This is a genomic window from bacterium (assembly GCA_017744355.1).
GTDB lineage: Bacteria > Cyanobacteriota > Sericytochromatia > S15B-MN24 > UBA4093 > JAGIBK01.
In genome coordinates this window covers 747172-773800 of the sequence record JAGIBK010000001.1, presented here as the reverse complement: position 1 = coordinate 773800, position 26629 = coordinate 747172, and the positions used below count along the sequence as shown (strand labels likewise).

Annotated in this window: 25 protein-coding genes; 2 read left to right on the top strand and 23 right to left on the bottom strand. The window is 66.3% G+C overall.

The window, feature by feature from the left end:
* From J7643_03780 to J7643_03725, 12 genes are read right to left on the bottom strand one after another with little or no spacing between them, the layout of a single operon-like run.
* Entirely contained in the window at nt 1-1557 is a 1557-nt protein-coding gene (locus tag J7643_03780) for a hypothetical protein (protein MBO9539694.1), read from the bottom strand.
* A gap of 12 nt (nt 1558-1569) precedes the next feature.
* Nucleotides 1570-2307, bottom strand: a complete 738-nt coding sequence (locus J7643_03775) for a hypothetical protein (protein ID MBO9539693.1) — start codon at nt 2305-2307, stop codon at nt 1570-1572.
* A complete protein-coding gene (locus J7643_03770) occupies nt 2304-3938 on the bottom strand; it encodes a hypothetical protein (protein ID MBO9539692.1) in 1635 nt (544 codons plus the stop codon). The genes J7643_03775 and J7643_03770 overlap by 4 nt, the downstream gene beginning before the upstream one ends.
* Nucleotides 3939-3950: 12 nt before the next feature.
* The gene (locus tag J7643_03765) at nt 3951-5084 is read right to left on the bottom strand and encodes a hypothetical protein (protein ID MBO9539691.1); all 1134 of its coding nucleotides are present in this window, start codon (nt 5082-5084) and stop codon (nt 3951-3953) included.
* A gap of 3 nt (nt 5085-5087) precedes the next feature.
* Complete coding sequence (locus J7643_03760; protein ID MBO9539690.1) at nt 5088-5378, bottom strand: hypothetical protein; 291 nt, start codon at nt 5376-5378, stop codon at nt 5088-5090.
* Between the two features lie 25 nt (nt 5379-5403).
* Nucleotides 5404-6531: a baseplate J/gp47 family protein gene (locus J7643_03755; GenBank protein MBO9539689.1), complete on the bottom strand. Its 1128-nt coding sequence runs from the start codon at nt 6529-6531 to the stop codon at nt 5404-5406.
* Between the two features lie 9 nt (nt 6532-6540).
* Nucleotides 6541-6951 carry a phage tail protein gene (locus J7643_03750; GenBank protein ID MBO9539688.1) on the bottom strand — a complete coding sequence of 137 codons (411 nt, stop codon included), beginning with the start codon at nt 6949-6951 and terminating at the stop codon, nt 6541-6543.
* 6 nt (nt 6952-6957) lie between these two features.
* Nucleotides 6958-7578, bottom strand: coding sequence for a hypothetical protein (locus J7643_03745; GenBank protein ID MBO9539687.1), 621 nt, complete (start codon nt 7576-7578; stop codon nt 6958-6960).
* On the bottom strand, nt 7575-8783 hold the full coding sequence (locus J7643_03740) for a hypothetical protein (protein ID MBO9539686.1): 1209 nt from the start codon (nt 8781-8783) through the stop codon (nt 7575-7577). Before J7643_03740 ends, J7643_03745 begins: the two co-directional genes overlap by 4 nt.
* Entirely contained in the window at nt 8783-9727 is a 945-nt protein-coding gene (locus tag J7643_03735) for a hypothetical protein (GenBank protein ID MBO9539685.1), read from the bottom strand. Before J7643_03735 ends, J7643_03740 begins: the two co-directional genes overlap by 1 nt.
* 9 nt (nt 9728-9736) lie before the next feature.
* Nucleotides 9737-12133, bottom strand: a complete 2397-nt coding sequence (locus tag J7643_03730; protein ID MBO9539684.1) for a hypothetical protein — start codon at nt 12131-12133, stop codon at nt 9737-9739.
* Nucleotide 12134: 1 nt separating this feature from the next.
* Entirely contained in the window at nt 12135-12611 is a 477-nt protein-coding gene (locus J7643_03725) for a hypothetical protein (protein ID MBO9539683.1), read from the bottom strand.
* 157 nt (nt 12612-12768) lie between these two features.
* Between J7643_03725 and J7643_03720 the strand changes: the two genes are divergently transcribed.
* Nucleotides 12769-13335, top strand: a complete 567-nt coding sequence (locus tag J7643_03720) for a hypothetical protein (GenBank protein ID MBO9539682.1) — start codon at nt 12769-12771, stop codon at nt 13333-13335.
* 571 nt (nt 13336-13906) lie between these two features.
* On the opposite strand, the gene J7643_03715 is transcribed toward J7643_03720, so the two are convergent.
* The 10 genes from J7643_03715 to terL are packed head-to-tail and all read right to left on the bottom strand — an operon-like array spanning nt 13907 to nt 24543.
* Nucleotides 13907-14293 (bottom strand): hypothetical protein, encoded by a 387-nt coding sequence (locus J7643_03715; protein MBO9539681.1) that lies wholly within the window; start codon nt 14291-14293, stop codon nt 13907-13909.
* A 1-nt stretch (nt 14294) separates the two neighbouring features.
* Nucleotides 14295-14735, bottom strand: coding sequence for a hypothetical protein (locus tag J7643_03710; GenBank protein ID MBO9539680.1), 441 nt, complete (start codon nt 14733-14735; stop codon nt 14295-14297).
* Between the two features lie 9 nt (nt 14736-14744).
* Nucleotides 14745-16304 (bottom strand): phage tail protein, encoded by a 1560-nt coding sequence (locus tag J7643_03705; GenBank protein ID MBO9539679.1) that lies wholly within the window; start codon nt 16302-16304, stop codon nt 14745-14747.
* Between the two features lie 12 nt (nt 16305-16316).
* Nucleotides 16317-17108, bottom strand: a complete 792-nt coding sequence (locus tag J7643_03700; GenBank protein ID MBO9539678.1) for a hypothetical protein — start codon at nt 17106-17108, stop codon at nt 16317-16319.
* Nucleotides 17108-17443, bottom strand: coding sequence for a hypothetical protein (locus J7643_03695; GenBank protein MBO9539677.1), 336 nt, complete (start codon nt 17441-17443; stop codon nt 17108-17110). The genes J7643_03700 and J7643_03695 overlap by 1 nt, the downstream gene beginning before the upstream one ends.
* Nucleotides 17440-18171, bottom strand: a complete 732-nt coding sequence (locus J7643_03690) for a hypothetical protein (GenBank protein MBO9539676.1) — start codon at nt 18169-18171, stop codon at nt 17440-17442. The genes J7643_03695 and J7643_03690 overlap by 4 nt, the downstream gene beginning before the upstream one ends.
* Nucleotides 18172-18198: 27 nt before the next feature.
* Nucleotides 18199-18408, bottom strand: coding sequence for a hypothetical protein (locus tag J7643_03685; GenBank protein MBO9539675.1), 210 nt, complete (start codon nt 18406-18408; stop codon nt 18199-18201).
* A gap of 5 nt (nt 18409-18413) precedes the next feature.
* On the bottom strand, nt 18414-21485 hold the full coding sequence (locus J7643_03680) for a hypothetical protein (protein MBO9539674.1): 3072 nt from the start codon (nt 21483-21485) through the stop codon (nt 18414-18416).
* The gene (locus J7643_03675; protein MBO9539673.1) at nt 21457-22953 is read right to left on the bottom strand and encodes a hypothetical protein; all 1497 of its coding nucleotides are present in this window, start codon (nt 22951-22953) and stop codon (nt 21457-21459) included. Before J7643_03675 ends, J7643_03680 begins: the two co-directional genes overlap by 29 nt.
* 27 nt (nt 22954-22980) lie before the next feature.
* Complete coding sequence (gene terL, locus J7643_03670) at nt 22981-24543, bottom strand: phage terminase large subunit (protein ID MBO9539672.1); 1563 nt, start codon at nt 24541-24543, stop codon at nt 22981-22983.
* Here terL and J7643_03665 point away from each other — a divergent pair.
* Entirely contained in the window at nt 24542-25843 is a 1302-nt protein-coding gene (locus J7643_03665; GenBank protein MBO9539671.1) for a hypothetical protein, read from the top strand. The two genes, terL and J7643_03665, sit on opposite strands and share 2 nt — an antisense overlap.
* Before the next feature lie 7 nt (nt 25844-25850).
* Here J7643_03665 and J7643_03660 read toward each other — a convergent pair whose 3' ends face one another.
* The gene (locus J7643_03660) at nt 25851-26546 is read right to left on the bottom strand and encodes a recombinase family protein (protein ID MBO9539670.1); all 696 of its coding nucleotides are present in this window, start codon (nt 26544-26546) and stop codon (nt 25851-25853) included.
* Nucleotides 26547-26629: the final 83 nt, after the last annotated feature.

Sequence of the window (26629 nt, the reverse complement as noted above, 5' to 3'; positions counted from 1 at the left end):
TCATTCCCCCCAGAAGTACACGACCCGTCCGCCGAAGTTGCCGTTCGAGTCGGTCGTCACCTTGTTGCCCCCGAAGGAGATGCCCGGGCGGTGCCCGGTGTCGCCGGGATCGCCGTCGTAGGTGTCCTGGTAGGCGATCGCCCCGACGTAGCTCCGGCCCGAAGGCACGTTCACGGCCACGAAGTTCAGGTTGCTGTAGTAGTAGCCCGAGGCCTTGAACTTGGTTTCGGTGAGGCCGATTCCCCCTTCGCCATCCATCATATTGGCCAGGGCATCGGCGGTGCCGGTCGAGCCCGAACTGTCTGCGTAGTCGGCGTTGGAGACCCGGACCGTCCCTGCGTTCCCGCTGCTCTGGTTGGAGTCCGTGTTGCCCCAAAGATAGACCTTGCCGCCGCTCTGAACGATGCCGAGGATGCCCTGGCCGGATTGCTTGAGGGCCTGTGCATAGGTGGCGCTGCCGGCGCTCGTCGCGGATCCGGCACTGCCGGCGGTGGTGGCGCTGTCCGCGCTATTGGCATGCACCACTGTCGAGTTGGCCGACGTCGCTCCGGATGCGGAGCCGAGCTTCGCGAAGGGGGCGCCGCTCAGACCACCGGTGGCATCGTTCGCATGGGTGTGATTCCCGCGCGGGATCTTGCTGGTCTGACGCGTGCCATCGTCCCAGTCGGCCTGTAGTGAACCGTTGGCCGAACGGGTGAGGCCGCCCCCAGATGCCAGGGGTTGGCCGAACGATCCGTTGTAGAGCAGATCTGACGCAGTGTATCCATCGACCTTCTCGGCGTTCACTCCGGTTGCGATCCCATTGTCGTCGGTGGCGATCGCCGAGCCGGGGAGCTTACCCCGTACTTCGCTTGACAGGTCGATCTGGGGCGCGGAGCCTGGCAGACCGAGGTGATGCTGGCTCGTCAAGCTGGCCAGGAATGGCGCCAGGGGGTGGACCGTGATGTTCGGCGCGCCGATGCTGGTCTGGCCGTACGAGACCGAGACGACGTAGGCGGGGAGCCATCCGGAGGTTACGGGCGGCGTGTTCTGGGTCCCCGTGGCCGCGGCGGCACCTGCCACGACCTGGACGGCGAGGATGCCGGTGCGGTCGGTCGACTGGGAGGCGCCATTGCCCCCCGGCCCCACGAGTGGCACCTGAGGATTCGCCGAGTTGTAGTACGGCAACACCAGGGGGCGAGCGTCGACCTGCTGGAACTGGGCCTGGACCAGATAATCGATGGTCTGGCCCTGGATGGTCGGCGCCACGAAGCCCCCGAGGTTCCGGCTCGTGGTCGAGAATCCTTGCTGCATCACGGACGTGGCGTCAGCCAGGAGCGAGCCGAAGGCCGTACCATCCATCGCCCCTCGCTGGTAGACGGATCCGGGCCCGAGATCGACCGTCATGCTGGCCGGATTCGTCGGCGTGCATGCCAGACCCACCAGCAGAGCGGGCGAGCCACTGCTGGTCAGCACGTCTTGGGCCAACTGACCGATCGCCTGCAGGGCGTCCTTCTGCGCTTGCAAGAAGTCGGTCGAGAGGGGAATCTGGGCGGTATAGACGATTCTTCGGTTCATGAGGACTCCTCGTCAGCTGAGCTGGACCCAGACGGTGACGCCCTCCGGCTTCACGGCGTTGATGGCGTCGTAGACGACCGAGTCGGGCGTGATCTGGGAGCGCAAGGCGTCGTTGAAGCCGAGGAACGACTGATCCCAGCCGGCAAGACCGTCCCACGCACCGATCACGGGTCCATCGGCAGCGATGGACGAAGAGGGGCGCTTGGTCTGGACGAAGCCCTGCCATGGGAGGTCGAGGTCGCCCCAAAGGCCGGGACCGTCCCACCCGAGCGGGCCGTCCCACGCTCCGCAGTCGCCAGGATTCCAAGGCTCGACGATGACGGGTGCCTGACCGAGCAGCCGGGTGAGAGCGACGCGGAGGGCATCGCGCGTCCCACCGGGGAGGAAGAGCCTGAGCCCGATTCGGTTGCGGTAGGCATCCGGACTTTCGCCGTCGAGCGGCGGCAGCGAGGCACCAAAGAAATCCTTGGCGATGACGGCCAGGTCCTCGAGCGTCTCGGCCGAGTTGAGCCTGAGGCTGCGGCCGAGCGCTCCGATGCGCGTGTAGATGTCGGCGTCCGACGTGGCGAACCCCGAGACGATCGCCCAGAGGTTCCCCCCGGGGGCCTTCGCCGCGTCGTTGAACCAGGCCTGCGGCAGCAGCTGGATGATCCTGCTCGCGAAGTCGTCCGGTCCGAAGGGGATGCTTCCGTCGGAGCTCGGCGCCGGCGGGGGCTCGAACAGGAAATTCGGAGAGTACGTGCTGCTCATGCCGTCCCCACCCTGACGCGGTAGACCCCTGATCCGACCGCTCCGGACAGCGTCAGGCTCGCTTGGCCGGTGGTCGAGACGACCGCGTTGCTCATCGGCCGGTCACGCCCATCGACGACGATCGCGGTACACGCCGTACCCGCGGGATCGACCACCCAGGAAACCTGGATGGTCCCGGTGCCGGGGACCTGACGGGCCTGGACCGCGGTGATACGTGGCTCGGCCGCAGCCGAGGCGATCGCCGTGGCGATCGGACTGCTCGCCGAGACGTTGAGCGCCGGATCGAAAGCGAGGACTCGATAGCGGTTGCCTGCGATGCTGCCTCCATCGAACGTGAAGTAGTTCTGTCGGACCTCGGCCAGTACCCCGACGGGATTGCCAAGCTCGTCCACCTGGTCGATCTGGTAGTGGTCGATCGCGAAGTTGTCGCTCGAGGCGCCCCAGACGAAGATCCAGGTGCCCTCGGGGAGCTGAGCGATGTACAGGAACGGGGGCGCCGTGGGGGACGACGTGTCGGGAATGCCGTTCAGGACCACGGACACCGTGGCCACGTTTCCGAACGCGTCCGTCAGGATCCCGTCGGCATGGAGATCGGCCGAGGCGTGCCCCAGCGTCGCAACGAGGTTCGTGACGTAGGTGTTGAGGCCCGTGAGACCGATGACGTTGAACGGCGGCGCGGACTGATCGTTCGCGAAGATCCGGTACTTGATCTGGGAGAGGCCGAACTTCGCGAAGGCCGCGAGCTCGATCTGGTAGGTGAGCCCCGACAGGTTGAGGAACGGCCCGAAGGCGAGCCGTGGCAGGCGGCTCGTCGTGAAAGGCGGCTGAATCTCTCCGACGAACACGGTGAACTCGCCGTCGATCTGAGCCTGCGAGCCTGCGGGGTCGTTGTTCTGGTTCGTCGCTATCGGCCCGGCGACGGGGTCGACGACGTCGAAGGCTCCGAGCTGGCGCAGCGGGTACTGGTAGGACTCGGGCGTCGCGACCAGATAGGCCTGGAACGTCGAGATCGAGTCGTTGGTGCCGGCCCGGGGAGCCGGGTTGTTCGTGGTGGCGAGAGTCGGGGCGGGTGGAGCACCGACCTGGCCCTCGGCCTGGCCGACGAACCCTGCGAAGACGCCCAGGAAGTAGCTGGCCTCGTGGAACGACTCGGCACCCGCGAAGAGGGCCCCGAAGAGCATGGCCCCGGGATCGATCCCCAGAACAGGCGGATAGGAACGGCCGGCGGCCCCCTGGGTGGGAAGGCCGGTGGGACCCTGGGTCGGGATGGGGGGCGTGGGCAGCGTGGTGTCCGCTCCGCCGACGCCCCCAACATAGCCCAGGAGGCCGGCCTGGAACGAACCCGTGGTCGTAGGCGGGAAATCCGTCCTCGCTGCGAGCGAGCCCGAGGCCATCGACGGGCCGAAGTCACCCGAGAGGGCGACCAACCCACCGTAGTTCTCGCCGGCCGCGTTCCGCCCGAGTGCTCCCAGCAACGAGAGGTCCGCCTCGTCGAGCACGCCCGCGAACGTGGCGAAGATGACCGGCAGGTCCCCGACCGGGGACTCGCCCGCCAGATAGGCCTGGAAGGTGGCGACGAACGCGGAGTTGGAGCTGTCCTGGTCCGCGCCGAGCGTCGGGGGAAACGGCACGGACATGCCCTCCTACGCGGAGCGGATGGCGAAGCCGTTCGGGTTCATCCCCGGCCAGTACCCTAGGTTGATGTTCGTGATCGTGTAGGTCTCCGTGCCCGCGACGATCGGGTTGCCGTCGTTGCCGGCGTTCACCCCGCAGAAGACGAAGGTGGCCGGCAGCGTGCCACGGGTCATGGGGGCGGTATCCGTCGTGTTCTTGAGCTGCCAGACCACCGTCCGGCGCATGTGGAAGAGGCCGTCGGTGCCGTAGGTAGGCATGCGGTAGTTGGGCTGCCGGATGTTCGTCAGGTAGTTGGCGTTGTTCTCGTTGCCGGTGGTGTCGCTGTCGGCGTAACCGCTGTCCGAGAGGAAGTTCGGCACCCAGCTGCGCGAGGCGTCGCCATAGTTCTGGTAGACCATGATGGCGCTGAGCACGATCCAGTCGTTGTAGTTGACCGTGCCGTTCGAGTACCCGTTGGCCGATGGCCCGTAAGAGGCGTAGATCGGGCTGCCAAGGCTGGACCCTGCCATCATGCCGTAGCCTGGCGTCGAGAGCGAGATGCCGCTGTTATTCCCCACCGTGCGCGTGGGCAACGTGTAGAAGATGGCCGTGTAGTCCTTGTTCTGCTGCCCCTGGGCCGTCGGGACCATGCTCGACCACCGGACGATCATGCCGAAGGCGAAGTGGGTCTTGTAGTTCGAGCGGGCGGGCGAGTCCTTGGTGACGATCGAGACCCCGTTCTTGTCGGCCCAGCAGAGCACATTGATCTGGTAGGGGTTGTTCACGGTCGCGGAGCCGCCGTTGGTCACGGGCCAGAGCTGGTAGGGGCTGACCGAGCCGTTGACCACGTTGCCGGAGAGCCCCGGGGCCATCCGGATCTGGATGTTCTGGTGGTTGGTGTCCCACGAGAGCTCGGCGACGATCACGTCGCCGCCCGAGGGACCGTTCGACCAGAGGGTATACGTCGCGGGGTCGGATCCCGCGGCCCCGGCGAGCGTCCAGCCGCCGTTGGCGATCATGTGCCCCGCGATGTTCTTGAGCAGATCCCGGCCGCCGGGCGTGAAGCCCCCCCCTCCAGGTGTGAGGGAGGCCAGGTTCGACGGGGTGGTGTCCGACTGGCTGGGATCGTAGATGGCGGCCCCGAACGAGATGAAGTTGGGCATGGCCTATCGAGCCTCCTCATGGATGATGCCCTGGATGGGGCCTTCGGGCAGCGGGTGTTCGGGCGCTGGCGGATCCGGGAGACGGATACCCTCGGGCGGAAGGTGGTCGCGGGTGGCCTCGGCCATCGCTTCCCGGTTCTGGACGTAGGGGCTGTAGGGGTGGTCTTCCGTGCTGCCGGCCTGCCGGAGCCCGTCCCACTCCGCCTCCGAGATCTCGGTGAATCGGGCATCGTCCAGCTCGACGGCGCTGAACAGCGGGAACTTCCCGTTCAGGGTGTCCTTGTAGTAGGGCATCTCTCGACTCCTTGAGTGGTGGGCGTCAACCGATGAGGATCTGGCCCGGCCGGGCGATCTGGGTGGGGCCGATGACGACGTCGGCCGGGGCTCCGTTCAGCGAGACGTTCTCGACGGCGATGACGTCCGGTGATGCATCGATGGCGAGCTGTACGACCCGGCTGAAGTAGACCGTCCCGCTGATGCCCCGTCCGAGGAGGTAGCTCGCGATCGCGTTCCGGATATTCGATCGAACCTTCTCCTCGTCCGCGTTGCTCGCGAGCAGGGCGGTCATGGAGACCGAGACCTCGACGATCGACGGCGCGAATACCCCGAAGCCCACGGTGAACGGTCGCACGTCCTCCACTGCGGCCGAGATCGCGTCGTGGGTGACCGTCGGCAGCGCACCCGAGCCGTCCTCGGCCACCACCGAGAAGAAACCGGGACGAGGCGCTCCGTCCGGGGTCTGGTTCTCCAGCTTGACCCAGGAGAGCCCCTGCTGGACCTTTTCGATGGCGGCATCGATCGCGCCGGCCGTAGCCTTCGAGAGGGAGTTCAGGAACTGGACGAACCTGGCCCGGTAGGCGGTGTCAGTCTCCGCGTCCCTCGCGTTGTTGATCGGTTGGAGGTTTACGACCTCGTCGACACCCGGGATGGCCGAGGTGAGTACGGTCAAAATGCCGGCGATGACGTTGCTCAGGGAGCCGGGCTCCACGGCTTGGATCGTCGCTGTCACCGTGGTCCCGTCCGGCGGGAGCGGATAGCCTGCGAGCGCCTCGTCGTAGTCCGGATTGGACGGGTCGGCGAGCACGGCATATGCGATCTGGCCCGCGTTCGACTGGATGGTGGCGCCCACGGGGACCGTGGGGGAAGAGCCATTGGCCGTGAAGCGCGAGAAGGTCGCCTGGCCGACGTCGTAGGTCGCCGGGAGTCTCGGGAAGTCGAAGTCACCGAAATACGAGTCGAGGTCCGCCCCGGTCGCGGTGCTCGCCCGGCCGGCCGCCTGGACCTGCAACAGCAACACCTGCAGGTAGAGGTCCTGCAGGAGGGCCGCTTCGAGCACCGCGCGCACGACGGAGCCGGGCTCAAGCGCGAGCGGCACGCCACTTCGGGTGGCCACGGCGGATAGCGCCGAGTCCATCATCTCGGCGTACTGGCGCAGTTCGATCGGCACCCTGCCCTCCTATGGCGCGAGCGAGAACCCGGTCTGGACCATGCCGCCGTCGCGGGTGGCGTACCTCAGAAAGACATCCAGCTCCCCGGTGACCTTGAAGGCCGATGACGCCGACGGCACGGGCAGCGGCGCGACGCTCGCCTCGAGGCGCGCCTGACCGGCCATGAGCAGCTCGATCTGGCGCTGGGTGGTGGCGTTGCCGAGGCTGTCCACGTAGCGCCCGAGCCCGGTGCCATAGTTCGGATGGAAGATGTAGTCGGCCCTGGCGAGGGTCGCCCCGCTGGCGTCGACCTGCTGGGGATTGGTGAAGAACCGGCGGGCCAGCCGCTGATTGGTGAGGATGGATCCGCTCGCCAGCTGGACGTCTCCGTTGGGGGCGAAGTTCAGGTCGGTCCCGAAGTCGAGGTAGAGGTCGGCCATGGCCCATTACTTCGCGAAGACGGTGGAGCTGGCCTGAGCCACGACCGGGATCTGGCCCGGCACGGGAGTCGGCGGCACGGGCGGTCCGCTCGCGGCCGTCGCATGGACGTGCGCGTTGAAGGCCTTCACCAGCGCCTGGAACTCCTTGCTGCGGACCACGGCGTCGTCTGCCGTGAGGCCGGACCCGCCGAGTTCGACCCGGGAGCCCGTGATCTGGGCATGGCCATCGTTCGTCAGCTTGATGGTCTGCCCCTTCGCGTGCGTGAGCCAGATCTCGCCCGCCGGAGCGCCAGGGGCCTCGAAGCGATCGCTGAAGTGCCCGAGCACGATGAAGCCCAGCTGCAGCTCGGGATCCGGGAACAGGACGATACAAGGCTCGCCGAGGGGGTTCCCGCTGGCATCGGTGCCGCCACCCCGGGGGCCAGCCTGGATGCCCCAGCCGTTGCCCACCCAAGGCGTCAACAGAGGGAAGGGACCATGGGCTGCTGACGTATCGGGGGCCAGGAAGACCGTGGCCGCGTGGTCGTCCGGCGAGTAGGCGGCGATGAAGCCGAACTGGATGGGGTGCGGGCCGCGCTGACGGGCGGCGAGCCGCATTTGATCCCAGAGCTCGTGGAAATGACTCACAGCAAACTCCCTGTCGTCTGGACGTGATGGCTGGTGAGCGTAAGGCTGGTGTGGAAGCCCTCATGGGCTCCGTAGGCCAGGCGTACGGACTTGGGGCGGTAGACCTGGTGATCGATCACGCGCCCTGTTCCCCGGATCAGGTAGTTTTCGTGCACGTCGTAGCGGGTGTCGCCAGCCAGGCCGACGGTGCAGACGAACTCGTGGCGCGACAGGTCCATCCAGATGGCCCGGGCCCGCTCGTCCAGCTGATTCTTGCTCAGCCCCACGAAGTGGAATTTGTACTGCTCCCGATTACCGAGACGTGGCGCCTGTAGCCGTACGGTCTGCCGACTTGGTGCACGCCGGGACTTCGCCACTGGCTTTGGAGCGGAGCCCCCGAGACGGGCCCCCTGTATGGCCGCCTTGTTGCGGGCGCCATCCCACTCGGCCGTGAGGATCTGGCCATTCTTGGGGTGCAGGGAGGTGCAGGTCACCACGATGTCGTGGCTGAACTGCGCCCAGTGGGTGGCCCGGAGCTTCTCGATGGGTGCCGTGATCGTCCCCGGCTTCCAGGGGAGCGACCCGGCCGGCACGCCGCCCCAGTAGAACACGGCTTGAGGCTGGGCGCCGTCGGTCTGCTCGGGCAGGTAGTAAAGCTTCTTACCTCGCACGAAGATCTCCCGGCCCTCGAACTGGGCGAGACTGGTCAGGAGATCCCACTCGGTGACGTTGCGCCCCGCGAGGACCTGGGCTGCCGTATATGCCTTGCCGGCCTTCACCTGGGAACGGATCCCACCGTCGCTGAAGTCCAGGCCATGCTTGCTAGCGATCGCGCGCGCCACTTCCGAGGCGACGGTGTTGGGGTAGACGGTCGTCGTCTTGGCCGTCAGGAGTAGGTAGGCCCAGGATCTCCCCCCGAGGTAGTAGGTGTCGTCGTTCCAGTCGGCTTCGAGGGAATCCACGATGCCATCGAAGATGAGGTCGAGCCGCGGCGGCCCGAACACGCCGGGATTCACGTAGCCGCCGAAGATCTGCAGCTCGAGGGGCTTCTGGGTGCCACCCTTGAGCTCCTGCGAGAGCGCCATGAGGTCGGGCGTGCTCGATAGCGCCAGCTGCAGGCTGCAGCTGTCCGAGCCAGAGTAGGCGTGCCGCTCGGCATCCCAGGTCAGGACCTTGAGAGGCACGCCGCCGATCGTGACCTGGGTTCGAAAGGGGATCTGGCGCATCAGGAGACCTGCGGGATGAAGGCGCGAGAGGGGTCGGAGGGTCTGGAGACACCCTGTGGTGGGATCGTGAGCTGCACCGGAGCCGTGATGGCCGGGTCGCATAGGTTATTGCCGGTGAGGATGTCGAGGCCTCGGCTGGCATCGCCGTAGAGCCGGGAGCCGAGCTCCCAGACGCTCGTGCCCGCGGCCCAGATGCCTGGCGCGGCAGCACCCAGCAGGTGCGTGGCGATGGCCATCCGGGAGCTGCGCACGCCCGAGAGCGCTTCGGATGCGGCCAGCAGAGCCTCGAGGTCCGCCACGATCGTGGCATCGCTGGCCAGGGGCTGGATGAAGGCCTCGAGTCCAGCCTCGAGGGCCTCGCAGGCACTGGTCAGAAAACTCAGGGAGTCGAGGGCCTGGTCGGTCCAGGGGAAGAGCCAGTCCATGTCGACGGCCCACTGGGCGAAGAGCGTCGCGAGACTACTGGGGGGCCAGGGTCCGACCTTCACCTCGAATGCTGCTGCAGCCTGCTGCAGGCCCGCGAGGATCTGTGAGTTGGCGTTGGCCGTCTCGGCCACCGGCGGACGGGCGTGGTCGAGGATGACGATCATCTCGAGCGAGTAGTGGACCTCGAAGCGATCGAGTAGTTCGGGATGGTAGCGGGTGATGAGGACGTCGGCGAGCTGGTTGCCGAAAGACCAGCGGACGCTCAGGCCTGCATCGCAGAGAGCTTCCAGAGCCTGATGGCGCTGGAGGGCCTCGGGGCCCACCAGGATGCCCGACCAGGTCAATGGCCGACGGTGGTAGCCGAAGCTCTGCACCTGGCGATCGCCGCCAGGGAAGTCCTTGACCGCATGGGCCTGCTCGCCGCCCAAGGGGATCAGCTCCGGCACCTCGAAGCCCGAGAGCTCGAGAGGGCCGAGCTTGAAGGTCTCGAACGAGTTGACGCTGTTGGTATCGGCCACGACGGCCTCCTATTCGGGGTAGGCGAAGTTGCTGAGCCGTCCATTGCGCGGCACGCTGCCGCTACGCGCCGCGGCCCGGGTCAGATCCCGGACCAGGCCCTGGGTGTCGCTGGCGGTGGTGTGGATGGGACCATTGACGACCAGGGTCAGGTTGCCCGAACCCAGCCGGTGGCTGGTTCGCTCCAGCCGGTTGCGCAGGATTAGTTCCTCGAGGCGTCGCTGTTGCTCGGGGGTGAAGGTGGCTCCCTTGGGAAAGAGTCCCGCCAGGCCGCGTTGCATGCCATCCGCCGCCCCGGTGCGCTCCAGCTGATGCTGGATGGCGGTGCCGGCGGCCATGCCGATCAACGCTCCGGAGCCGATGGTGATGATCACCGGCCCGGCACCGGCGGCGGCGACCGACCCGGCCCCCGCCGCACCGAGCGCCGCGAGCCCCGTTCCCGCAGCGCCACGCAGCGCCCCGAGGTGCCCCCCGACGGAGGCCACGCCTCGGCCGATCGCTCCGCGCAGGGCCGCGAGGCGTGAACCGGCTGCCGCTCCCGCGGCCCCGGCGGCTCCCGCGGCCCCCGCTCCGGCAGCACCTGCCCCGGCGGCTGCGCCTCGTGCCGCCAGTCCGCCACCTCCGTTGATGACGGCCAGTTCGGCCGCCACCAGGCCCAGCACGCGAGCGGCTCCCCCGAGGGCCCCGATAGCTCTCAGGCTACCGATGATCGCGGCGATGGTGCCGGCCACGGACAGCAGGGCCCCCCCGCCCAGGATGCCCCCGATTCCGATCTTGCTCAGCAGGGGGTGGTTCTCGAGCGTCCGGTTGAGGCCCTCGATCAGCCCGGTCAGGGTGTTGATGCTCCGTGTCAGCGAGGGCAGGATCAGGACCGACATCTTCTGGCGCAAGGTTTCGAGCGCCTTCTGGTAGTCGTGTTCGGCCCGGAGGTAATTGTCGTTCTGCGCCAGGTCGCCCTCCTCGATGCTTCGGGCTCCCTGGTAAAGCTTGGAGTCCTTCTGGATGCGAGCGAACTGGGCGACGATGGTGGCCACGAGACCGGCGGCAGTCCGGTTCGAAAGGATGCTGTTGATGGTCTGGTCTTGCTGCGCCTGCGTCTTGCCCTTTAGCCTGGGCATCAGATGCTTCTCGACCCAGGTCACGGGATCCTCGCGCAGGAGATTGCTGTCGACCGTGGCTCCGGGTAGGACGCGCTTGGCCCGACCGACCTTGTCGTACTCGACCTTGCGGGGATCGAGTAGGCCCATGGCGAGCAGGTTCTGGGCCGAGGCATGGGTTACCCGGCCGTTGGCCAGGTTCTGCATCAGCGAGACCAGCGAGGTCCCGGTGCGCATGCCCCCCATTTCCTGGAGAATGGGGGCCAGGTGGTAGAGGCCCTGCTCGGAGAGGCTGAACTTGGAGGCCTGGGACGTCTTGGCAAACTGCAGGATCTCGCCGGGTCGGATCTTGCCACCCGAGCCGCCCATGACCTTGTTGATGAGCTCCAGTCGGCTGGCGACGGCGTCTTCTCGCTCAGCGTGGCTCATGCCCGGGCGCTGAGACGTCAGCATCTCGGCCGCCTTGATGGCCGAGTAGCCCTCGTCGACCGTGAGGCCGTACGCCACGCGGTTCGAGACGCGGAACCGGGCCAGCTTCTCGGCGAGCGGTCCCTGGGTCGCATCGTGCACCGAGCCCGTGATGTTCACCAGGTCCTTGATGACGTCGATCGCGTCCGCCATGTTCAGACCGCGAACGTCCTGCCGGACCCGTTCCGCGGCGGTGAGCGCCTGGCGGTTGCCCGCGGCACCGAGGTTCATCTGCTCGAGACTGGTCCGCTCGTGCAGATAGTGGCGTACGGCCTCGTCGTGCCCGAGGCCCGCGAGGGCCCGGGCCGGGGCCAGACCGCCACGGGCCAGGCTCAGTCCACCCGCGATGAGCGTGCCCGTCACCGGCAGAGAGCCCATGGTCTGACGGGCCAGATGCAGGATGCGCTCCTGATCCGCCGTCTGATGCCGCAACTGCCGGTGGATCCGCTCTTCGAGGTGGAGGGTGCGCAGCCGCTCCCGGTTCAGGCGCTCGGCATGGATTTCCTGACGGTGGGCCTGCAGCTGGGCAGCGACGGCGTTCCTCCGTTCTTCGCCGGCCAGCCGGTTGACGAGGGTGAGTCGCTGGCGTTCTCCGGCCAGCTCGGCCGAGCGGATGCGAGCGCCGGTCTGTAGGGCCTGGTTGACCCGCCCGATGTTCGCCGCGATGCGCGAAGTATTGCGCAGCGAGGCCGCCTCGAACTGGGCCAGCGAGGCCTTCCACCGGGCCGTGAGACGATCGGCCTCGCGGAGCTTCTGGCAGAGGTCGGTGAGGACCTTGGGCAGGTTCCCCTTGGCGGTGAACTCGATGCCGATCCGCCGAATGCCTTGCCCACCCGCTGCCATCTCACAACTCCGATCGCGTTAGCACCCCGAGCACGAAGGCCTCGACGTGGCGGTCGAAATCCTCGATCACCACGGTCCCAAACACCGGCCGGGGCGGCACGCGCCCCTGGCTGTCGCCGTACTCCTGCACCGCCATAACCAGTGCCGCGTCGACCCCTTTGCCGTCCGGACCGTACAGGGTCTGGCCCGGCTCGATCCCAACGAAGACGGAATCGCCCTCGACCCGATGATGCACGGCATCCCGAAGTCCGCCCGATCGGAAAAGGGGATCATTCGGGGTGAAGCCCTGCTGGCTGCGATCGGCCTTGGTGGAATCGGCGAGTGGGGACCAGCCAGCCTGGTAGGTACCGAACTTGCTCTTGGCCGTAGCCTCGATGGCCGCACCCTGCGCCTCAAGTTCTGCGGAGGTCGCCCCGGCTAGACGTCGCCGAACGCCGTCAAGATTGCCGGCGAGGGCACCAAAGCTGCGAAAATCCATAGCTTGTTGCCCCCCCTCACATGGGAGCGGTTGGCAGAAGAGCATGCCGCCCGCCGATCGTAGGCAAATGAGCCAATCAGGCCAACCCATTTGCCATAGGGAAGAAGTAACCTGGTTGGGCCCTGGCGCGACTGTAGAGCAAGGCGGAACGCTGCCGATGGTCAGTTTGATTGATGAACAATACGAGATCCGGGTGACGCTCAGTTGGCTACCCGTTGAGGGAGTTCGGTACGACTTCGAATTTCTCTGGAGCGGCGAGCCGATCGTGAACGACGCCATCCTGAAGCGGATCAACGACTACTGGAACAGCCGCCATCGCGGGGGGGTCTTCTTCACAGAATACGCAGGAGACAGGCCCTTGCAGGCCCTTGAGCAAGTCCTGGCGACTGATACCCCCAGCTGGTTTGAGCCCATCGATCCCGACCTGGCGTGGTCGTTCTACCCGGATATGTGGTTCCCCTTTTTGAAGGTCTCGAAGACCGGGGTCACGGAACTCGACGGTCCGCGGGACCGTGCTCAGCGGGAGACGGACCCCGACGACGATTACTTCACCGTGGCCTTCCACGGCGACACCTACAACTTCAAGGATGCAGATGCCTACTCGGGGCATGGCATCGGCTTCTTCTTTGTCGTCAAAAGGAAGGAACTGAGCCGATTCCTGGCCGATCTCGCAGCCGAACGAGCAGCGCTCATCAACCAATTCGGGCTGGGCTGGGAGCCGTGATGCTTGCGATATCGAGGGAAGGGGCCTAGAAGCAGCGTGACTAGCGGTCCTCGGACCCTACGGGTGGCACGACCCGCACCGCCTTGGCACTTGTCCCGTGGTTCGTTTCATCCAGGCCTCCAGTTCCGGCGGCAGGGAGCTGCAGGCTTTGACATACTGGTTGGTCAGAGATGGACCGTTGAAGGTGCGAACGCGAAGGCTCTTGCACGTTGCCAGGTGAAGGCGGTTGTAGGCCCGAGGGGTAAGCCGGGCCTCAATACTGAGGACGTATCCACCGGGATTGGCATCAAGCCAGTCCAGAAATGCCTGGTCTTGTCCCTTCTCAAACAGCTCCATCAACCGATCTCCGAAGACGAGGTTTCCCAGTTCAAAGGTAGCATGCCCGGTTCTGCCTGCCATCATCAGACCTTGCCACGGACCCACCGCATTCCTACCCAGTCCCAGCGTTCGCCATCGAGCTCTCCGCAGATAATGAGGCATGCGGTCCGCTCGTCATCGTCCATCTCGCAGGCCACGTCCCACGGGACGCCCTGCTTGACCAGGGACAGGATCTGCCGGCGGACCGGGTTTTCTACAAAGGGCGGAGTCCCGGCGACCCCGCTACGAAGTACTCGAGGTAGGCAGAGGCCACCTCGTCCAGGGCCTCGTCGCCGAGCTTCTGGGCCAGGGCCTCGAGCTGGAGCTTGGTCTGGGGTGTCGCTTCCTCCTGGCTGTCGATCCGTCTGACGTGAAGGATCGCGCGGTAGTGGATAATGAGCATCTCGTTGGCGCTGTTCTGCGGCCCCAGCCACTCGAAGATCCGTAGGCTATAAGCACCCCGGGGCTTGGACATGAGAATAGTGCGGCCATCGGCGAGCGTGAACTCGCGGGGACCGCCGATGGTGGGTGCCGTTCCCGTATCCGTCGACGTCGGGGCGGCCGGGGGCTCGACGGGGACCTTGATCTGCTGTGCTCGCATCCTACTTCACCTGCGTCCGCTTGGGACAATAGCCGTTGAGGGACTGGTCAATTTCCTCGTCCTGCTGGACGTTCGAGAGGTGGTTGGGCACCCAGACCACGCTGTGCGGGTACTTGAACTGGTCGATGGTGCCGTCCTGGTTTCTGATCGTCTCGGTGAACGTCGCGTAGATCTGGGTCTTGCCCGCGTAGAAGCTGTCCTGCAAGAGCTGGGCCAGCTTGTCCAGGACCCCGTTCTGGCGGGTGACCGTGAACTCGAGGTCCCACCCCTCCTCGGACGTGCGCGCCTGCGGAACGCCGCCGTTGTTGACCGGCTTCACCATCTTGAGATTCGTCCGCTGGCGCACCGAGAAGTTCTTGATGAGCCCCACCGTCGAGAGGCTGCCGATCGTGTCGAGTTCGAGGTCCATGGTGACCTCTTTGCCAAGCCCGAAGCCGTACATGAGGTCCTCCTATGGCTGCGAAGCGCTGGGGACGACGACCGTCTGGCCGCCTTCCAGGTAGAACAGGAACCATCGCACGATCGAGAGGTAGGCGACCTTCCCGTAGCCGATGAGATAGCCCTGACCGATCGATTGCGGCGAGTTATTCGAGAGGTCCATCCTCACGTCGTAGGAATCGATCATCCCGATGCCATCCGGCGAGGCCGGGGTCCTGAGCTTCTCGAGGAAGTTCGTGATGGCGTTCTCGGCCTTGCGCCGGGTCGGATCGTCGGGATGCGTGCTCTGCAGCTCCTCGACGAAGGCCCCCAGCCTCGAGGCGAGCGAGTAGGCGAGGAAGTTCGTCATCCGCGTGTAGTTGATCCCGTTGACCGCAGGATCCGTGCTCGAGTTGAGACCGTGCCTCATGCCGAAGAACGCGCCCCTCGGGATGGGGTTGGTGACGTAGTTGATGCCCGCGTTGGTCAGGAGGTCGGACTCGGCCTTGCTGTAGGGCACCCCGGCGATGGTCCTCTCGGTTCCCAAAAGGCCCTGTAGCGGCTTGTTGCCTGGGCTCTGCTCGGGCGATTGGTTACACAGGATCCCGAGCACCGTGCCCAGCGGGGTCACACTGCGAACCAGGTTGTTCTCGCTGTCGAAGAAGCTGACGAAGTCCTTGACCGGGGTGAAGTGCCAGTCGTCGATGCCGAGCGAGGTCTTGGTCGCAACGGCCTCCTGGCTCGAGGTAGCGGTTGGGAACGCGCCGATGGCGTGGCACCCCTCGCTGACAGCGAAGGCGATCATCGATGACCAGGTCGCCGTGTCGGTGTTGCCGGCCAGGATGAAGTGCTGGACGCCGGTCCCGCGCAGAGCGTACATTCCCGTCCGAACGAAGCCGTCGGCGCCGAGCTGGATCGCCGAGGTGACAGCCCCGTCACCGTTCGAGCCGCCGACCAGCGTGACGAGGTTCTGACTCGGAGCCTCGTGGGAGGCTTCGGCGGTCAGCGCGAGTCGCACGAGCTCGGAGGGCCCACGCAGGCCGCTCTGCCCGTTGTTGATCGCCGACACCAGGTATGGCCCGAAGGACGCACCGCCGGGAATCCGATCGAAGACCTCGGAGGCGTACCCGGGGCGGTTGATCGTGGCCTTCCAGGTCGGCTTCGTCGGGGTCGAGTTCGAGCCAGGGTCGATCTTGAAGGTGATCGCATTGCCCACGGCGCCGGTGTAGCGGGCGGTCACATGGGCGAATACCCCGGACCCGGTGTCGGCCAGGTTGGCCGAGGCAGCGGTATCCGTGCCATCGGTGACCCGCACCGCGCGCAGGTTGTTTGCCCCCTGGCGCATGGCGAGGATCGCGTCGGTCACGAGGTCGTGGGGCGTGAGGGCGATAGGCCCGAACCACCCCTTGACGTCGGCCGGCGTCCCGAGGACGACGGGCGTGTCGACCGGGCCCCAGGCGCCGGTGCCCACGATCCCGCCGACGTTGGTGGCGATCCCCTGGATGACGAGATTCTGCGGCGGGACGATGACGACGTAGATGTCGTCCGACCCGAGTGCCGCGGTATTGAGCGATCCCTGCGGATAGACGGGCATGCTTGGTCTCCTTCATCGCTCGAGCATCACTCGGGCGTCGATCACCTGCGTTGCGGGCAACTTGACGGTTCGCGCCCACTCAACCGAATAGGTCAGGGAGCGCCGAAACACCTGGAGGCGGTCTTGAGGCTCCTCTTCATAGGTGCTCTGGTAGCGGATGCGTCCGGGGAAATCGGACAGGGGGAGACGGTCCATCGTGCCGAGCCGATCGTCGATGGCTTCGGCCAGAGTCTCCCGGACGTCCGGGCCCGGAGCCCAGACGGTCACCATGAAATGCTTCTCCTGCTGACGCAGGAGCCGGATCAGGCTCCCGGTCCCCCCTATGATGACGTCCAGACGAGGCGCCGGGCTGCCCGAGACGGTCACGACCGCGCCATTGGCCGACGCGACGATTCCCGGAATCATCGCGCCGTTGATCGCATCCGCCACTCCGAGGGCCGCGTTGGCAAGAGTGGTGCCTGCCGGGACCCCGTAGACGATGGGTGAGGCACGGTCCATGCGCACTGCCACGTTGTGATCGCCCGAGACTGTCCCCCCGAAGGAGACGACCCCCGGGCCCGTGCTGGCCGTCAACGAGACGACGGGGGCGCGCTCGATCGCCATGGCCTGTGCGAATCGGGTTGTATTGCGTTCGCCCGGCAAGGCGTACACCGAGACGTGGGACTGGATCCCCTTGCCGACGACGTCCTGTAGGTTCGCCTGGGTGGGCCAGCCCGGATAGACGATCGCCAGATGGCTCAGTCCTTCGATCGCCGATCGCACCTCGCCCACCAGGGCGTCCACCACCTCTTGCAGACCGGCCATCAGCGGCGGGCTCCGACGGTCCAATCGCTGGCCAGAAGGTTCCAGCCCAGAGGGGTCGGGTAGGCAGCCTCGACTCGCAGCTCGCGCTCGAGATCGTCCACCAGGATGTCGTTCCGTGCGAAGTCGCCGTCGTGGCACCGGGTGACGAAGATCTGCCACTGCTCGGACCCGGTGTCGTCTTCCGGGTAGCCCGTGGCCCGGCGGGACTTCTTGAGCTGGATGGAGCATCGGATTCCGGTGGCCACCGTCTCGAAGGCCTCGTAGCGCATGCCCCGCTCAGGGACCACGTCCCTGGCTCGCTTCTGGGTCACGGTGCGGTCGAAGATGGCGCTCATCCCATCGATCCGATCGGCCGGTAGCGCAGCAGCTTGTCGACGAGGTCTCGCTTGCGCTGGCTCTTGGCCGCGACCTGCCGAGCGAACTCGTCTCGCTTGATCTCGCGATCGCCCACCTTGACGGTCTCGACCATGTCGGGATCGCCGAGCAGTGCTTCGCACGCCAGGTGGCAGGCCCAGGCCAGGACGATGTCGCTATCCGCATCGGAGAGGCTCCCTGGTTCCTGCTCGGTTGGCATCCGATGAGTCGCGAAGTAGAAGATCGGGTGACTGGCGTCCGCGATCGGCGCGGGACGGATCACCAGTCGAGAGGGCCGGGTGGAGATGAAGGTGTACGTGGGGCCGTCCGGAACCCCGTGCTGCCAAGGGTCGTAGGGTATCCAGCGGCCACTGAAGTCCATCTCGAGACCGGCCGTGGGGGCACGTCCCTGCTCGGCAGCGGCGTAGAGCAGAGCGTATCCCATCTGGACGGACGAGTAGCTTCCGGCGATGCCGAGAGTGGTTTCGAAGCTGGGGCGGTGGACGTCCAGCCAGTCATCGGGCAGGCTCACGACCTCCTCCCCCGCGACCAGCTGCAGCGTGAAGGGCATCAGCATGGGGCGGTAGCGGGCGAATTCCCGGAGGGCCCGGGCATGGAAGTCATCGAGCGCCGCGTCCGTGAAGTACGCGGCGTTCCCGAAATCCCGGAGGTCGTTGCGCTGCGTCGCGCGGTAGTCCGTGATCAGCATGGGCAGGTCCCCTCTCGAGCGTGCGATCTACTTGCTGGATCCTTTGCCGCCCTTGGTCTCCGGCAGAGGCGCGGTGGCTACCGTGGTGAGCGGGTCCTCCATGGGCGGCGCCGAGGACTCGCTGGTCCCTGGCGCGGGCGGGATCCCCGCCTCGAAGGCGATGACCCCTCCCGGCTGGATGAGGCGGCCGTGGGCATCCCAGTGGGCAGTGCCGGTCTGGTTCGTGATGGCTCTCATGGGGATCACCGGAAGTAGATCGAGCGGCTAACTGGGTTCAGGACGTTGCCGCTCTGGTCCGTGACCTGGGGAGTCGCGATGATCGAGTTCTCGGAGCCCTTGATGATCTTGGTATCCCGGATCCGGTTGTTGCTGTCGTAGGTCGGGAAGGGACCCTCGATCTCGAAGGGCGTATCGACGCCTAGCTTGGTGGAGCCGCGCTGGGTGAGCAGTAGGCGCCCATCGCCCGCGCTCCAGGGAGCGTTGTGGCGACCGAACATGATGCCGTTGCGCTCCGCGATCATGTTCCGCGAGGTGGCCGAGAGGGACGAGCCGTCCGGGCTGGCCAACTTGTAGAAGACCTGGGCGTTGATCACCCGGGTCATCGCCTTCAGCGAACCGATGCAGAGGTTCGGCGCCTTGAAGCGCGGGAAGCTGCCCATCAGCGCCGCGGTGTTGTCGATCTGCTCGAGCAGCCGGTTGTAGTAGAGCGCGTTCTCGACGCCAGCCGGCACCATGGGACTGAAGGTGTCGTAGTTGGTCACGTAGGTGTAGGACACCGTCGGCAGATGCGTGGCATCGACGCCCGAGGCCGCATTGAAGCAGATGCGGCCGTTGTTGAAGTCGACTGCGAAGGTGGCCCCGGGATTGGCGGGGTCATCGACGATCTGGCTGTTGGCATCCAAGTAGCCCTGAATCTGGCCTGGCGGGGCCGTCACCAGGGTCGGGTAGAGGGTCGAGCGAACCGGGGCACCATTGGCCGGCAGCGTGACGGTCCGGCGGGCCCGGACCAGGGGATCCATGTTGGGTGCCCCGACCGTCCCCGACCCGACGAGCTTGGCGTAGAAGGTGACGCTGCTCCCGTAGAACTTGGTGGCTCCGGTATTGGCGATGAGATTGGGCGCAGCGACGCTTTCACCGTTGATCGCGATCGCCCCATACTCGTCCGCGATGGCCAGCATCTCCTCGGCCAGGGCGCTATCCAACCGCCGCTTCTTGTCCTCGGTCATGTGGTAGACGATGCGGACCAGGGCGTCGTAGTTGAGCGGCCCGTTCCGGAGCGCCTGCGCGGCGTCCTTGGTCAGGCTGGCCGCGACACGCCGCCACTGGGGAGCGAACTCGAGCCACACCGTCTCGACCGAGGCCTCGGGGATGCCGGCATCCTCGCCGACCAGGAGGCCGTTGTCGTACCCCGGCAGAGACAGGGAATTGGCCGGTGCGGAGTAGACCTCGATCGGCACCCGAAGGACGCTGCCGACCTTGCCGTTGAAGTTGCGGCGCTCGAAGTTGTCGGGACCCATGCCATCGACCCACTGCCCGAAGACCAGGTCCTGGAACTGCTGGATGAACAGCACGGTCGAGATGGTGGGCTGGTTCCAGAGGTTGCTGGTGCTGTCGCTGGCGGAGTCCGTGAACGCCTCCCAGCCGCCCCTGCTGTCGAGCAGGGCCTCGGCCGAATCGAGCAGCGCCCGACCGTGGGCGCTCTCGGCCTTGGCCAGGAGCTGGTTGATTAGGTCCTGGTTGGCGGTCCGCAGGCCGGGATCGGGGATGAAATTGGAGGTCCGACGGGCATGGCGATCGTAGGCCTCGCCGAAGCGCCGGGCGACCTCGAGGTGGGGCTTCGGGTTACCGGTCACCTCGACGCCGCTCACATCCACCGTATGGGTCTCCGTGGACGTCGTGGCCCCATGTCCGGCGGCCGGCTGACCGTACCCCATGGCCGCGAGCTTGGCGACGCTGGTGATGCGGCTGACCAGGTCGACCTCCGCGGCCAGCGTGGTCTCGGCCTCGGCCCGCGAGGTCGCCGTGCCGATGCGATCGCGGATCAACAGCTGGGCCGGCTCCGGGAACCCCGCCAGAGCCGAGGCCACCTCGGGGGAGGCCACGAAGGACGCCACCTCGGCGCGAGCGGCCTCGGCCTCGCGCCGGCGGGTGTCCGCCTCGATGATGGCCCGGGCCTGACTAAGAGTCGCGAGGTCCTCGGCGGAGGGGATGCTGGCGACGGGTGCTGGCGCCGCTGCGATTGCCTGGGATGCCGGCGCCGGGATGGACGCCGCGACGGGATTGGACGGTTGCTGGGGGTTCAGAGTCATGGTTGAAGGTCCCTCCTGTGATGCGGGGTCCGTGGGGGCAGTGCCCGCTTCACGAGCGGGATCGGTGGCAGGTTCGTCGTCTTCCTCGGGTTCGACCTCGTCGTCGTCGGCGCGGGGCTGCAGATCAGCGTCGAGCAGGACCTCGAAGGAGCTCACGGTGTCGGTAAGGGCGGGATTTGGCACGAAGTCATAGGCTCCCAGCTGCAGGGTGGCGGAGACCTTCAGGTCCCGGCCGGAGAGTCGCCGTAGCTCGGTGCGCCCGATCGCTCGCTGGCTGATGCCGTATTTGCCGGCGCGAGTCTGGAAGCTTCCGTGAACCTCGAGCGCCAGGGGCGTCATCAGGAACTCGTGCTCGGTCCAGACCTCTCCGCGGTCGTTGATCTCGACGTTCGTGATGCGGCTGGTGCGGCGATCGGGATTGCTCTCGAACCCGACCACCTGACCGTCCTTCTTGATGGGACGGGGGTGAGGGCACTCGGCCCAGACCATACCGGTGCGCACCTTCGTGCGCAGCTCGGCCACGGCCGATCGCAAGACCACCAGGGGATAGACCCGCCCGTTGATGACCGTGTTGGCCTTGGTCGAGAGGATCCGCATCCGGGGCCCCCGGTCCGGGGCCGCAGCGTCGAGGAATTCAATTTCGCCCTCGGCAACGGCCAGGGCGTCGGTCAGTTCCTCGCCCTCGACCGGTACGAAGCGCTCGGCCACCTTGAGGGCCTGGCCGAAGGTGACCGTGTCATCGGCGTTGATCGTGTAATGGGCCTGCCAGAGGCCCTGGCAGCCCCAGCATCCGACTACGACCTCGCTCGAGCTGAGATCCTTGATCCAGAGGTAGGGGTTGGGCCCCTCGGAGCGGGCAAACCCCACCTGGTGGCCCCCACAGAAGGCCCCCGAACCCGGAGCTGCTCGGTCGAGTAGTTCGTAGATCTCGGAGAACGACCGCGACAGTCTCGCGGCGTCCACGAGCACGCTGGAGTTACCGGGGGGTTGCTGACGGCTTGGCACGGCTTGATTCCTTTCCCTTGGCGGCAACCGTTGAGGGGTGCTCCCGCACCTCCGAGGCATCACCGTCCGGCCGCTTGATACCGGTCTGGTGCAGTAGGGCGAGCGCCCGGGCATGCTTCTCGTCACGCTCGGCCTGGAGTTCAGACAGGACCGAATCGATGTCGTCGAAGTCGTAGTCCTCGCTGATGGCCCCGACGGCCACCCGCAGGGGGATCAGACCAGCCTGGAGGGCCTGGGCCACTCGGTTCTGCCGGTCGGTGGGCGTCTCCGTGCTGTTCTGGCTGAAGACGAGGTCGTAGGGGACGGTCGCGGGATCGATGCCCTCGAGGAGCAGGGCCAGGTCGAGGATGCCCCGGACGACATTCTTGAGGGCGTCCGTGAGATCCTGGACCTCCTTGAGCCACTGTTCGATCTGGTCCTTGAGGATGTCGCGGTTGATGTCCCGATCGGCCCAACCCAACATTGCCTTGGGAGCGCCCGTACCGCTGGCGAAGGAGTCCCGGAAATACTCGAGATCCGCGATCTCGTGGACGTTGGGATCGCCCGGGATCGGCACGACGTCGGTGAGACCGTTGCCGAAGTAATCGCGCAGGGCCACGGTGGGATCGAGGCCACCCCCCTGGCCTGCGAGGCTGTTGAGCGCCTTATAGTCCTCCACGTCCCGGCCCAGGCCCGGCTTGTCCTTGCTCCCCACCCGGTGCAACAGGCGCAGTGCGGCCCGGGCGATGCGCCGGATGACCTGGGCCTGCTCGAGTAGTTGCAGGTTACGGGCCGGCCGGCGCAGCTGCAGGTACTCGCTACGCCCGTAGCGATCGCCGTCGAGGTGGCTCCAGCGCTCGTGCTGGATCTGCCAGAGCGCGAACTGGGCGATGTCCGCGTTGGCCTGGAGGTCGATCTGGGCGAAGGCCCGGTTGACGTCGAAGAAGCGATCCTGCGAGTCGGTCATCCGCTCCATCGAGGCGCTGGGCATGCGCTTGGCGTCGACCACCCGGTTGCCCACCGCGACGCGCTGGATGAAGAGATCGCCCTCCAGGGGTAGCGTCAGGGCCCACGAGCGCAGCCGACTGGGGGTCAATCCACACTCCGCGATGGTGCGCTCCAGGACCGCGAGGGCACGACCATTCCGCTGGGCCAGCGCCTGCTGATCGGGGGTCTCGGCAATTGTCACCCGGAACCCCTTGCGAACGGCCTCGCGGGCGAGCTTGCGGACGGCCCTAGCGAAGCGCGGATCCTCGTCGTAGAGCCGGCGCAGGTCCGCGATGATGGCTCGCCGCTCGTGACGGAGGTTCCAGAGTTCGAATTGCTCGACGGCGGGGGATGCGGTCGCGCTGGTTCCGGCTTCGGTGGTGCCCCCCGCGTCGGCCGGGCGCGCCCAAGCCTTTTGAACCATCCGCACCAGACGGGTCACCAGGCCCGGGTTGCCGGTGGCCGGCTCAATCGGGCGATAGACCTCGAAGATGCCGGCCATCAGGATTCCTCCTGGTTGATTTGTGCGTTACACGGGGCTGTTGAAGGGATCGAAGGTCGTATCGGCAAAGCCGTAGACCGGATCCGGTTCCTCGATACCGGTCCCCAGGCGGTTCAGGGCCTGGCTGGTGGCATCCACTTGGTCGTCGTGGCTACCCTTCGGGAACGACGCGTGCTCCTCGATGAAGGCCTCGACCCAGGGTGCTAGGTAGGGGTGCGGTAGGTAGACGTTCCCGCTCTCGACCTGGGGGCTCGCGGCCGCCGCTCGGGCCTGCTTGGAGCCCTGGGGCTCCACGGGGATCAGCCCCGAGATCTGGCTCTGCAGGGCCGCGATCACGGCCGGGCCGTTGGCCTTGTCCTCGACCATGCGGGTGGTGGCGTCGGGATGCTGGCGTGAGAGCTCGAGGATGGCCTGCAGGGTCTCGGGGAAGTTCATCCTGTCGCGGACCTGGTCGAGCAGGAACTTATCCGCAGCCCGACGCCCCCAGACCTGCCCCACGACGTAATCCGAAGCCTTCGTGTCCTTGAAGGCCAGATCCCAGCTCTGCAGCACCAGGTCGAAGGCGCCGGGACGGGCGATCACCGGGCACTGGTGGGTCGTGCCGTCCGGTAGGCGCACCGTGACCGGCGGCAATGGTTGGCCTGGCAGGTGCCAGAAGCGCCACCAGACCCGCTTGAACATGCCGCCCTCGGCGGGCGCGGGCCGTTGCTGCAGCTGGCCGGCGGCGCCGTAGCTGCCCAGGCTTACCTTGAGGTCGGCAAGCTCCCGGGGGCCGAACTGGGCGGGCCACAGCAGCTCGCCCGGCTCTTGGCGGGGGTCTTGCCAGCCGATCGCCGTGACGTGGGCCTGCATCCGGGGCTCGAACTCGGCGGGCAGGCACAGGTGCTCCCATCCTTCCTCGGCGGCCAGCACGTAGCCTGAGAGGTCCTCTTCGTGGACCCGTTGCATGACGACCACCCGACCGACGGTCTTGGGGTTGTTGGCCCGCGTGCTCATGGCCTCCCGCCACCACGCGATGGTGGTCGAGCGGATGGCCTGGGACTCGGCCTCGCGCACGTTGTGTGGGTCGTCGATGACGATGCGATCGCCGCCCTCGCCCGTCACGGCGCTGTCCACCGAAAGCGACACGCGGTAGCCCATCCGTGTGTTGTCGTAGCGGCTCTTGACGTTCTGATCGCCCGTGAGCTGGTAGACGTCGCTCCAGCGGCGCTGGTACCAGGCGCTCTCGATGATGCGGCGGCACTTGACCGAGTCGCGAACGGCCAGTGACATCGCATAGCTCGCGAAGAGCCAGCCCAGCTCGGGCTTGGTGATCCACTCCCAGGTCGGCCAGAAGACCGAGACCGCCAGGCTCTTCATGTGCCGCGGCGGCATGTTGATCAGGAGCTTGCGGATCTGCCCTTTGGAGACGGCCTCGAGGTGCGCGGCGATCGCGTCGATGTGCCAGCCCGGGGTGAACGGCGTCCCCGGCTCGATGATGGGCCAGGCCTGCTGGATGTACTCCCTCAGGCTATGGGCCGCGAGAGTCGCGAGCAGGGCGTCGAGCTCCGCCTCCTTGGCAGCGCGATCCTTGGCCGATAGATTCCCCATGGTTATGCTCCTCCTGGGGCTAATCGACCGAAGTTGCAGCGATTTGATGCGTGATCAGACAGACATCGAGGAGGTAGTGGAAATGCCATGGGAAACCGTTGTCTATCGTCGAAAAGAACTGTACGAGCAGGTTTGGTCTGCTCCAACACAGCAAGTAGCCAAGAAGTACGGCATATCCGACGTTGCGCTCGCCAAAATCTGCCGTCGATTGGAGATCCCTAAGCCGGGTAGGGGCTATTGGGCAAAGAAAGCCGCGGGCATTGCGGTGAAGATGCGCCCACTCCTGCCGTCGAGCCCGGGTCAGGTGACCGAACACCGGGTCAGCAGGTGGCGAGAACCCGATGGGGACGTCATCAGGGAGCGTCGTGAGAAACGACCGCGGGAAGCCCCGATTCCCGTCGACTTGGACCTCACGAACCCCCATCCACTTATCAAGAAGGCGTTGCGTCACCTGAGGAAATCGGAGGATCGCTGGGATCAGCTGTTCCAGCGTGAGGCCTGCCTTGACTTGCGAGCCACAGGAGAGGCTCTTGATCGGGGCCTTCGGGTCATGGACGCCTTGCTCAAGGCGCTCAGCGCTCGAGGGTATGCGGTCGAGGTCACGGAGCCAACGAGGGAATCCGTTCGGGATTCACACCGCTATGGCACTCCAACCGAACGAATCGTGCCGAGCAAGACCGGAGTTCACATCGGCGCGTTCTTCGTCGAATTCGGCATCGAAGAACTCGTCGATATCGTCAAGCTGCCGCCCCCTCGGCCAAAGCCGGGACAGTGGGTGTCGAACAAGCCGGAGTACGAGCGGATTCCCAACGGGAAGCTCGCCCTGAAGATCAGGAGCGGATTCAACGCACGGAGCACCTTTGCCGACGGAAAGAAGCAGCGAGTCGAGTTGCTACTGAGCAAGTTCGTGGAAGCACTGTTGGATGCGGCAGAAGCAATGCGGCTAAACAAGGAGAGGCGCGAGCGCGAGCACCAGGAGTGGCTTGAGGCTTCGCGACGGCGGGAGGAGGAGGCGAGGAGACGGGAACTCGAGCAGAAACGGCGCGGTGACCTTCAAGTCAGGCTGGCCCAGTGGACCGAGGCCAGGGACATTCGGGCTTTCATTGCGTTCGCCCGATCGCATGCGTCATCCGAAGCGTCATCCTCTTTGCCGGATTCTGACTTCGGTACATGGAGCGGCTGGGCTGAACAGCTCGCCGATCGGCTTGAGGCTGAGGCGATCTCAGGCCTTGGAAGCCACCAAAAGACGCTGCAGCAGCAACCGAGTTTGGCTCGGCCCTGGGGGCAGGCATCAGGCTGATCGGAAGTTACCTACTGCTCCGAGCAAGGATGTTCTTGACGGTCTGCACGTGCCAGCGGCCGCCCCGCTTGGTCCCGATTCCTCGCCGCGTGAGTTCAGCAGCGATCTCACGGAGGGTGTGCCCCTGGCCCCGTAGATCGAGGATGAGGGTGATGGCCTCTTGCTCTTGGGGAATGGCCACGAGGCGCGTGCCGTCGAGTTCGAACCCGAAGGGACGCGTGCCCCCCACGTACTCGCCCTTGGACTTCTTGTGGTCGAGGGCCGCCTTGGTCCGTTCGGCGTTCGCCTCGCGCTCCCACTGCGCCACGCTCACCAACACATTGAGCACCAGGCGTCCGCCCGCCGTGCGGGTGTCGATCTGGTCGGCCACCGACAGCAAGGCCGCCTTGTGGCGCGACCGCTCACCGAAGAACTCATCGATGAGCCGCGCCATGTCGGCGACGGAGCGTGTCAGGCGGTCGAGCTTGGGGATGAGGAGCGCTTCGGCGTCCCCGGCCCGCATGCCGTCGAGGGCGCGCTGCAAGCCCGGGCGGTCGAGGTTCTTGCCGCTTTGCCCGGCGTCCGTCTCGATCCTGACCAGTTCGAGATCGTAGAGTTCGGCGTAGGCGCGCAGTTTCGCCTCTTGCGCCGCCAGGGAGTGCCCTTCGCAGGCCTGCTCCTGGGTGCTGACCCTCACGTAGCCGACAACCTTCGTCTTCGTCATCGTTCCAGCCCTCCGTGACTGTGTGTTACCACACGTTCAGAGGGTTTCGTCGCTTCACCGGTCGGTGAGTTGACATTCGAGGG

What these genes read in the sequence shown, in the direction of transcription:
- J7643_03780 (MBO9539694.1), bottom strand. Translation starts at nt 1,557, where the DNA reads ATGAACCGAAGAATCGTCTATACCGCCCAGATTCCCCTCTCGACCGAC.
- J7643_03775 (MBO9539693.1), bottom strand. Translation starts at nt 2,307, where the DNA reads ATGAGCAGCACGTACTCTCCGAATTTCCTGTTCGAGCCCCCGCCGGCG.
- J7643_03765 (MBO9539691.1), bottom strand. Translation starts at nt 5,084, where the DNA reads ATGCCCAACTTCATCTCGTTCGGGGCCGCCATCTACGATCCCAGCCAG.
- J7643_03760 (MBO9539690.1), bottom strand. Translation starts at nt 5,378, where the DNA reads ATGCCCTACTACAAGGACACCCTGAACGGGAAGTTCCCGCTGTTCAGC.
- J7643_03750 (MBO9539688.1), bottom strand. Translation starts at nt 6,951, where the DNA reads ATGGCCGACCTCTACCTCGACTTCGGGACCGACCTGAACTTCGCCCCC.
- J7643_03740 (MBO9539686.1), bottom strand. Translation starts at nt 8,783, where the DNA reads ATGCGCCAGATCCCCTTTCGAACCCAGGTCACGATCGGCGGCGTGCCT.
- J7643_03730 (MBO9539684.1), bottom strand. Translation starts at nt 12,133, where the DNA reads ATGGCAGCGGGTGGGCAAGGCATTCGGCGGATCGGCATCGAGTTCACC.
- J7643_03725 (MBO9539683.1), bottom strand. Translation starts at nt 12,611, where the DNA reads ATGGATTTTCGCAGCTTTGGTGCCCTCGCCGGCAATCTTGACGGCGTT.
- J7643_03720 (MBO9539682.1), top strand. Translation starts at nt 12,769, where the DNA reads ATGGTCAGTTTGATTGATGAACAATACGAGATCCGGGTGACGCTCAGT.
- J7643_03715 (MBO9539681.1), bottom strand. Translation starts at nt 14,293, where the DNA reads ATGCGAGCACAGCAGATCAAGGTCCCCGTCGAGCCCCCGGCCGCCCCG.
- J7643_03710 (MBO9539680.1), bottom strand. Translation starts at nt 14,735, where the DNA reads ATGTACGGCTTCGGGCTTGGCAAAGAGGTCACCATGGACCTCGAACTC.
- J7643_03705 (MBO9539679.1), bottom strand. Translation starts at nt 16,304, where the DNA reads ATGCCCGTCTATCCGCAGGGATCGCTCAATACCGCGGCACTCGGGTCG.
- J7643_03700 (MBO9539678.1), bottom strand. Translation starts at nt 17,108, where the DNA reads ATGGCCGGTCTGCAAGAGGTGGTGGACGCCCTGGTGGGCGAGGTGCGA.
- J7643_03695 (MBO9539677.1), bottom strand. Translation starts at nt 17,443, where the DNA reads ATGAGCGCCATCTTCGACCGCACCGTGACCCAGAAGCGAGCCAGGGAC.
- J7643_03690 (MBO9539676.1), bottom strand. Translation starts at nt 18,171, where the DNA reads ATGCTGATCACGGACTACCGCGCGACGCAGCGCAACGACCTCCGGGAT.
- J7643_03685 (MBO9539675.1), bottom strand. Translation starts at nt 18,408, where the DNA reads ATGAGAGCCATCACGAACCAGACCGGCACTGCCCACTGGGATGCCCAC.
- J7643_03675 (MBO9539673.1), bottom strand. Translation starts at nt 22,953, where the DNA reads ATGGCCGGCATCTTCGAGGTCTATCGCCCGATTGAGCCGGCCACCGGC.
- J7643_03665 (MBO9539671.1), top strand. Translation starts at nt 24,542, where the DNA reads ATGGTTATGCTCCTCCTGGGGCTAATCGACCGAAGTTGCAGCGATTTG.
- terL (MBO9539672.1), bottom strand. Translation starts at nt 24,543, where the DNA reads ATGGGGAATCTATCGGCCAAGGATCGCGCTGCCAAGGAGGCGGAGCTC.
- J7643_03660 (MBO9539670.1), bottom strand. Translation starts at nt 26,546, where the DNA reads ATGACGAAGACGAAGGTTGTCGGCTACGTGAGGGTCAGCACCCAGGAG.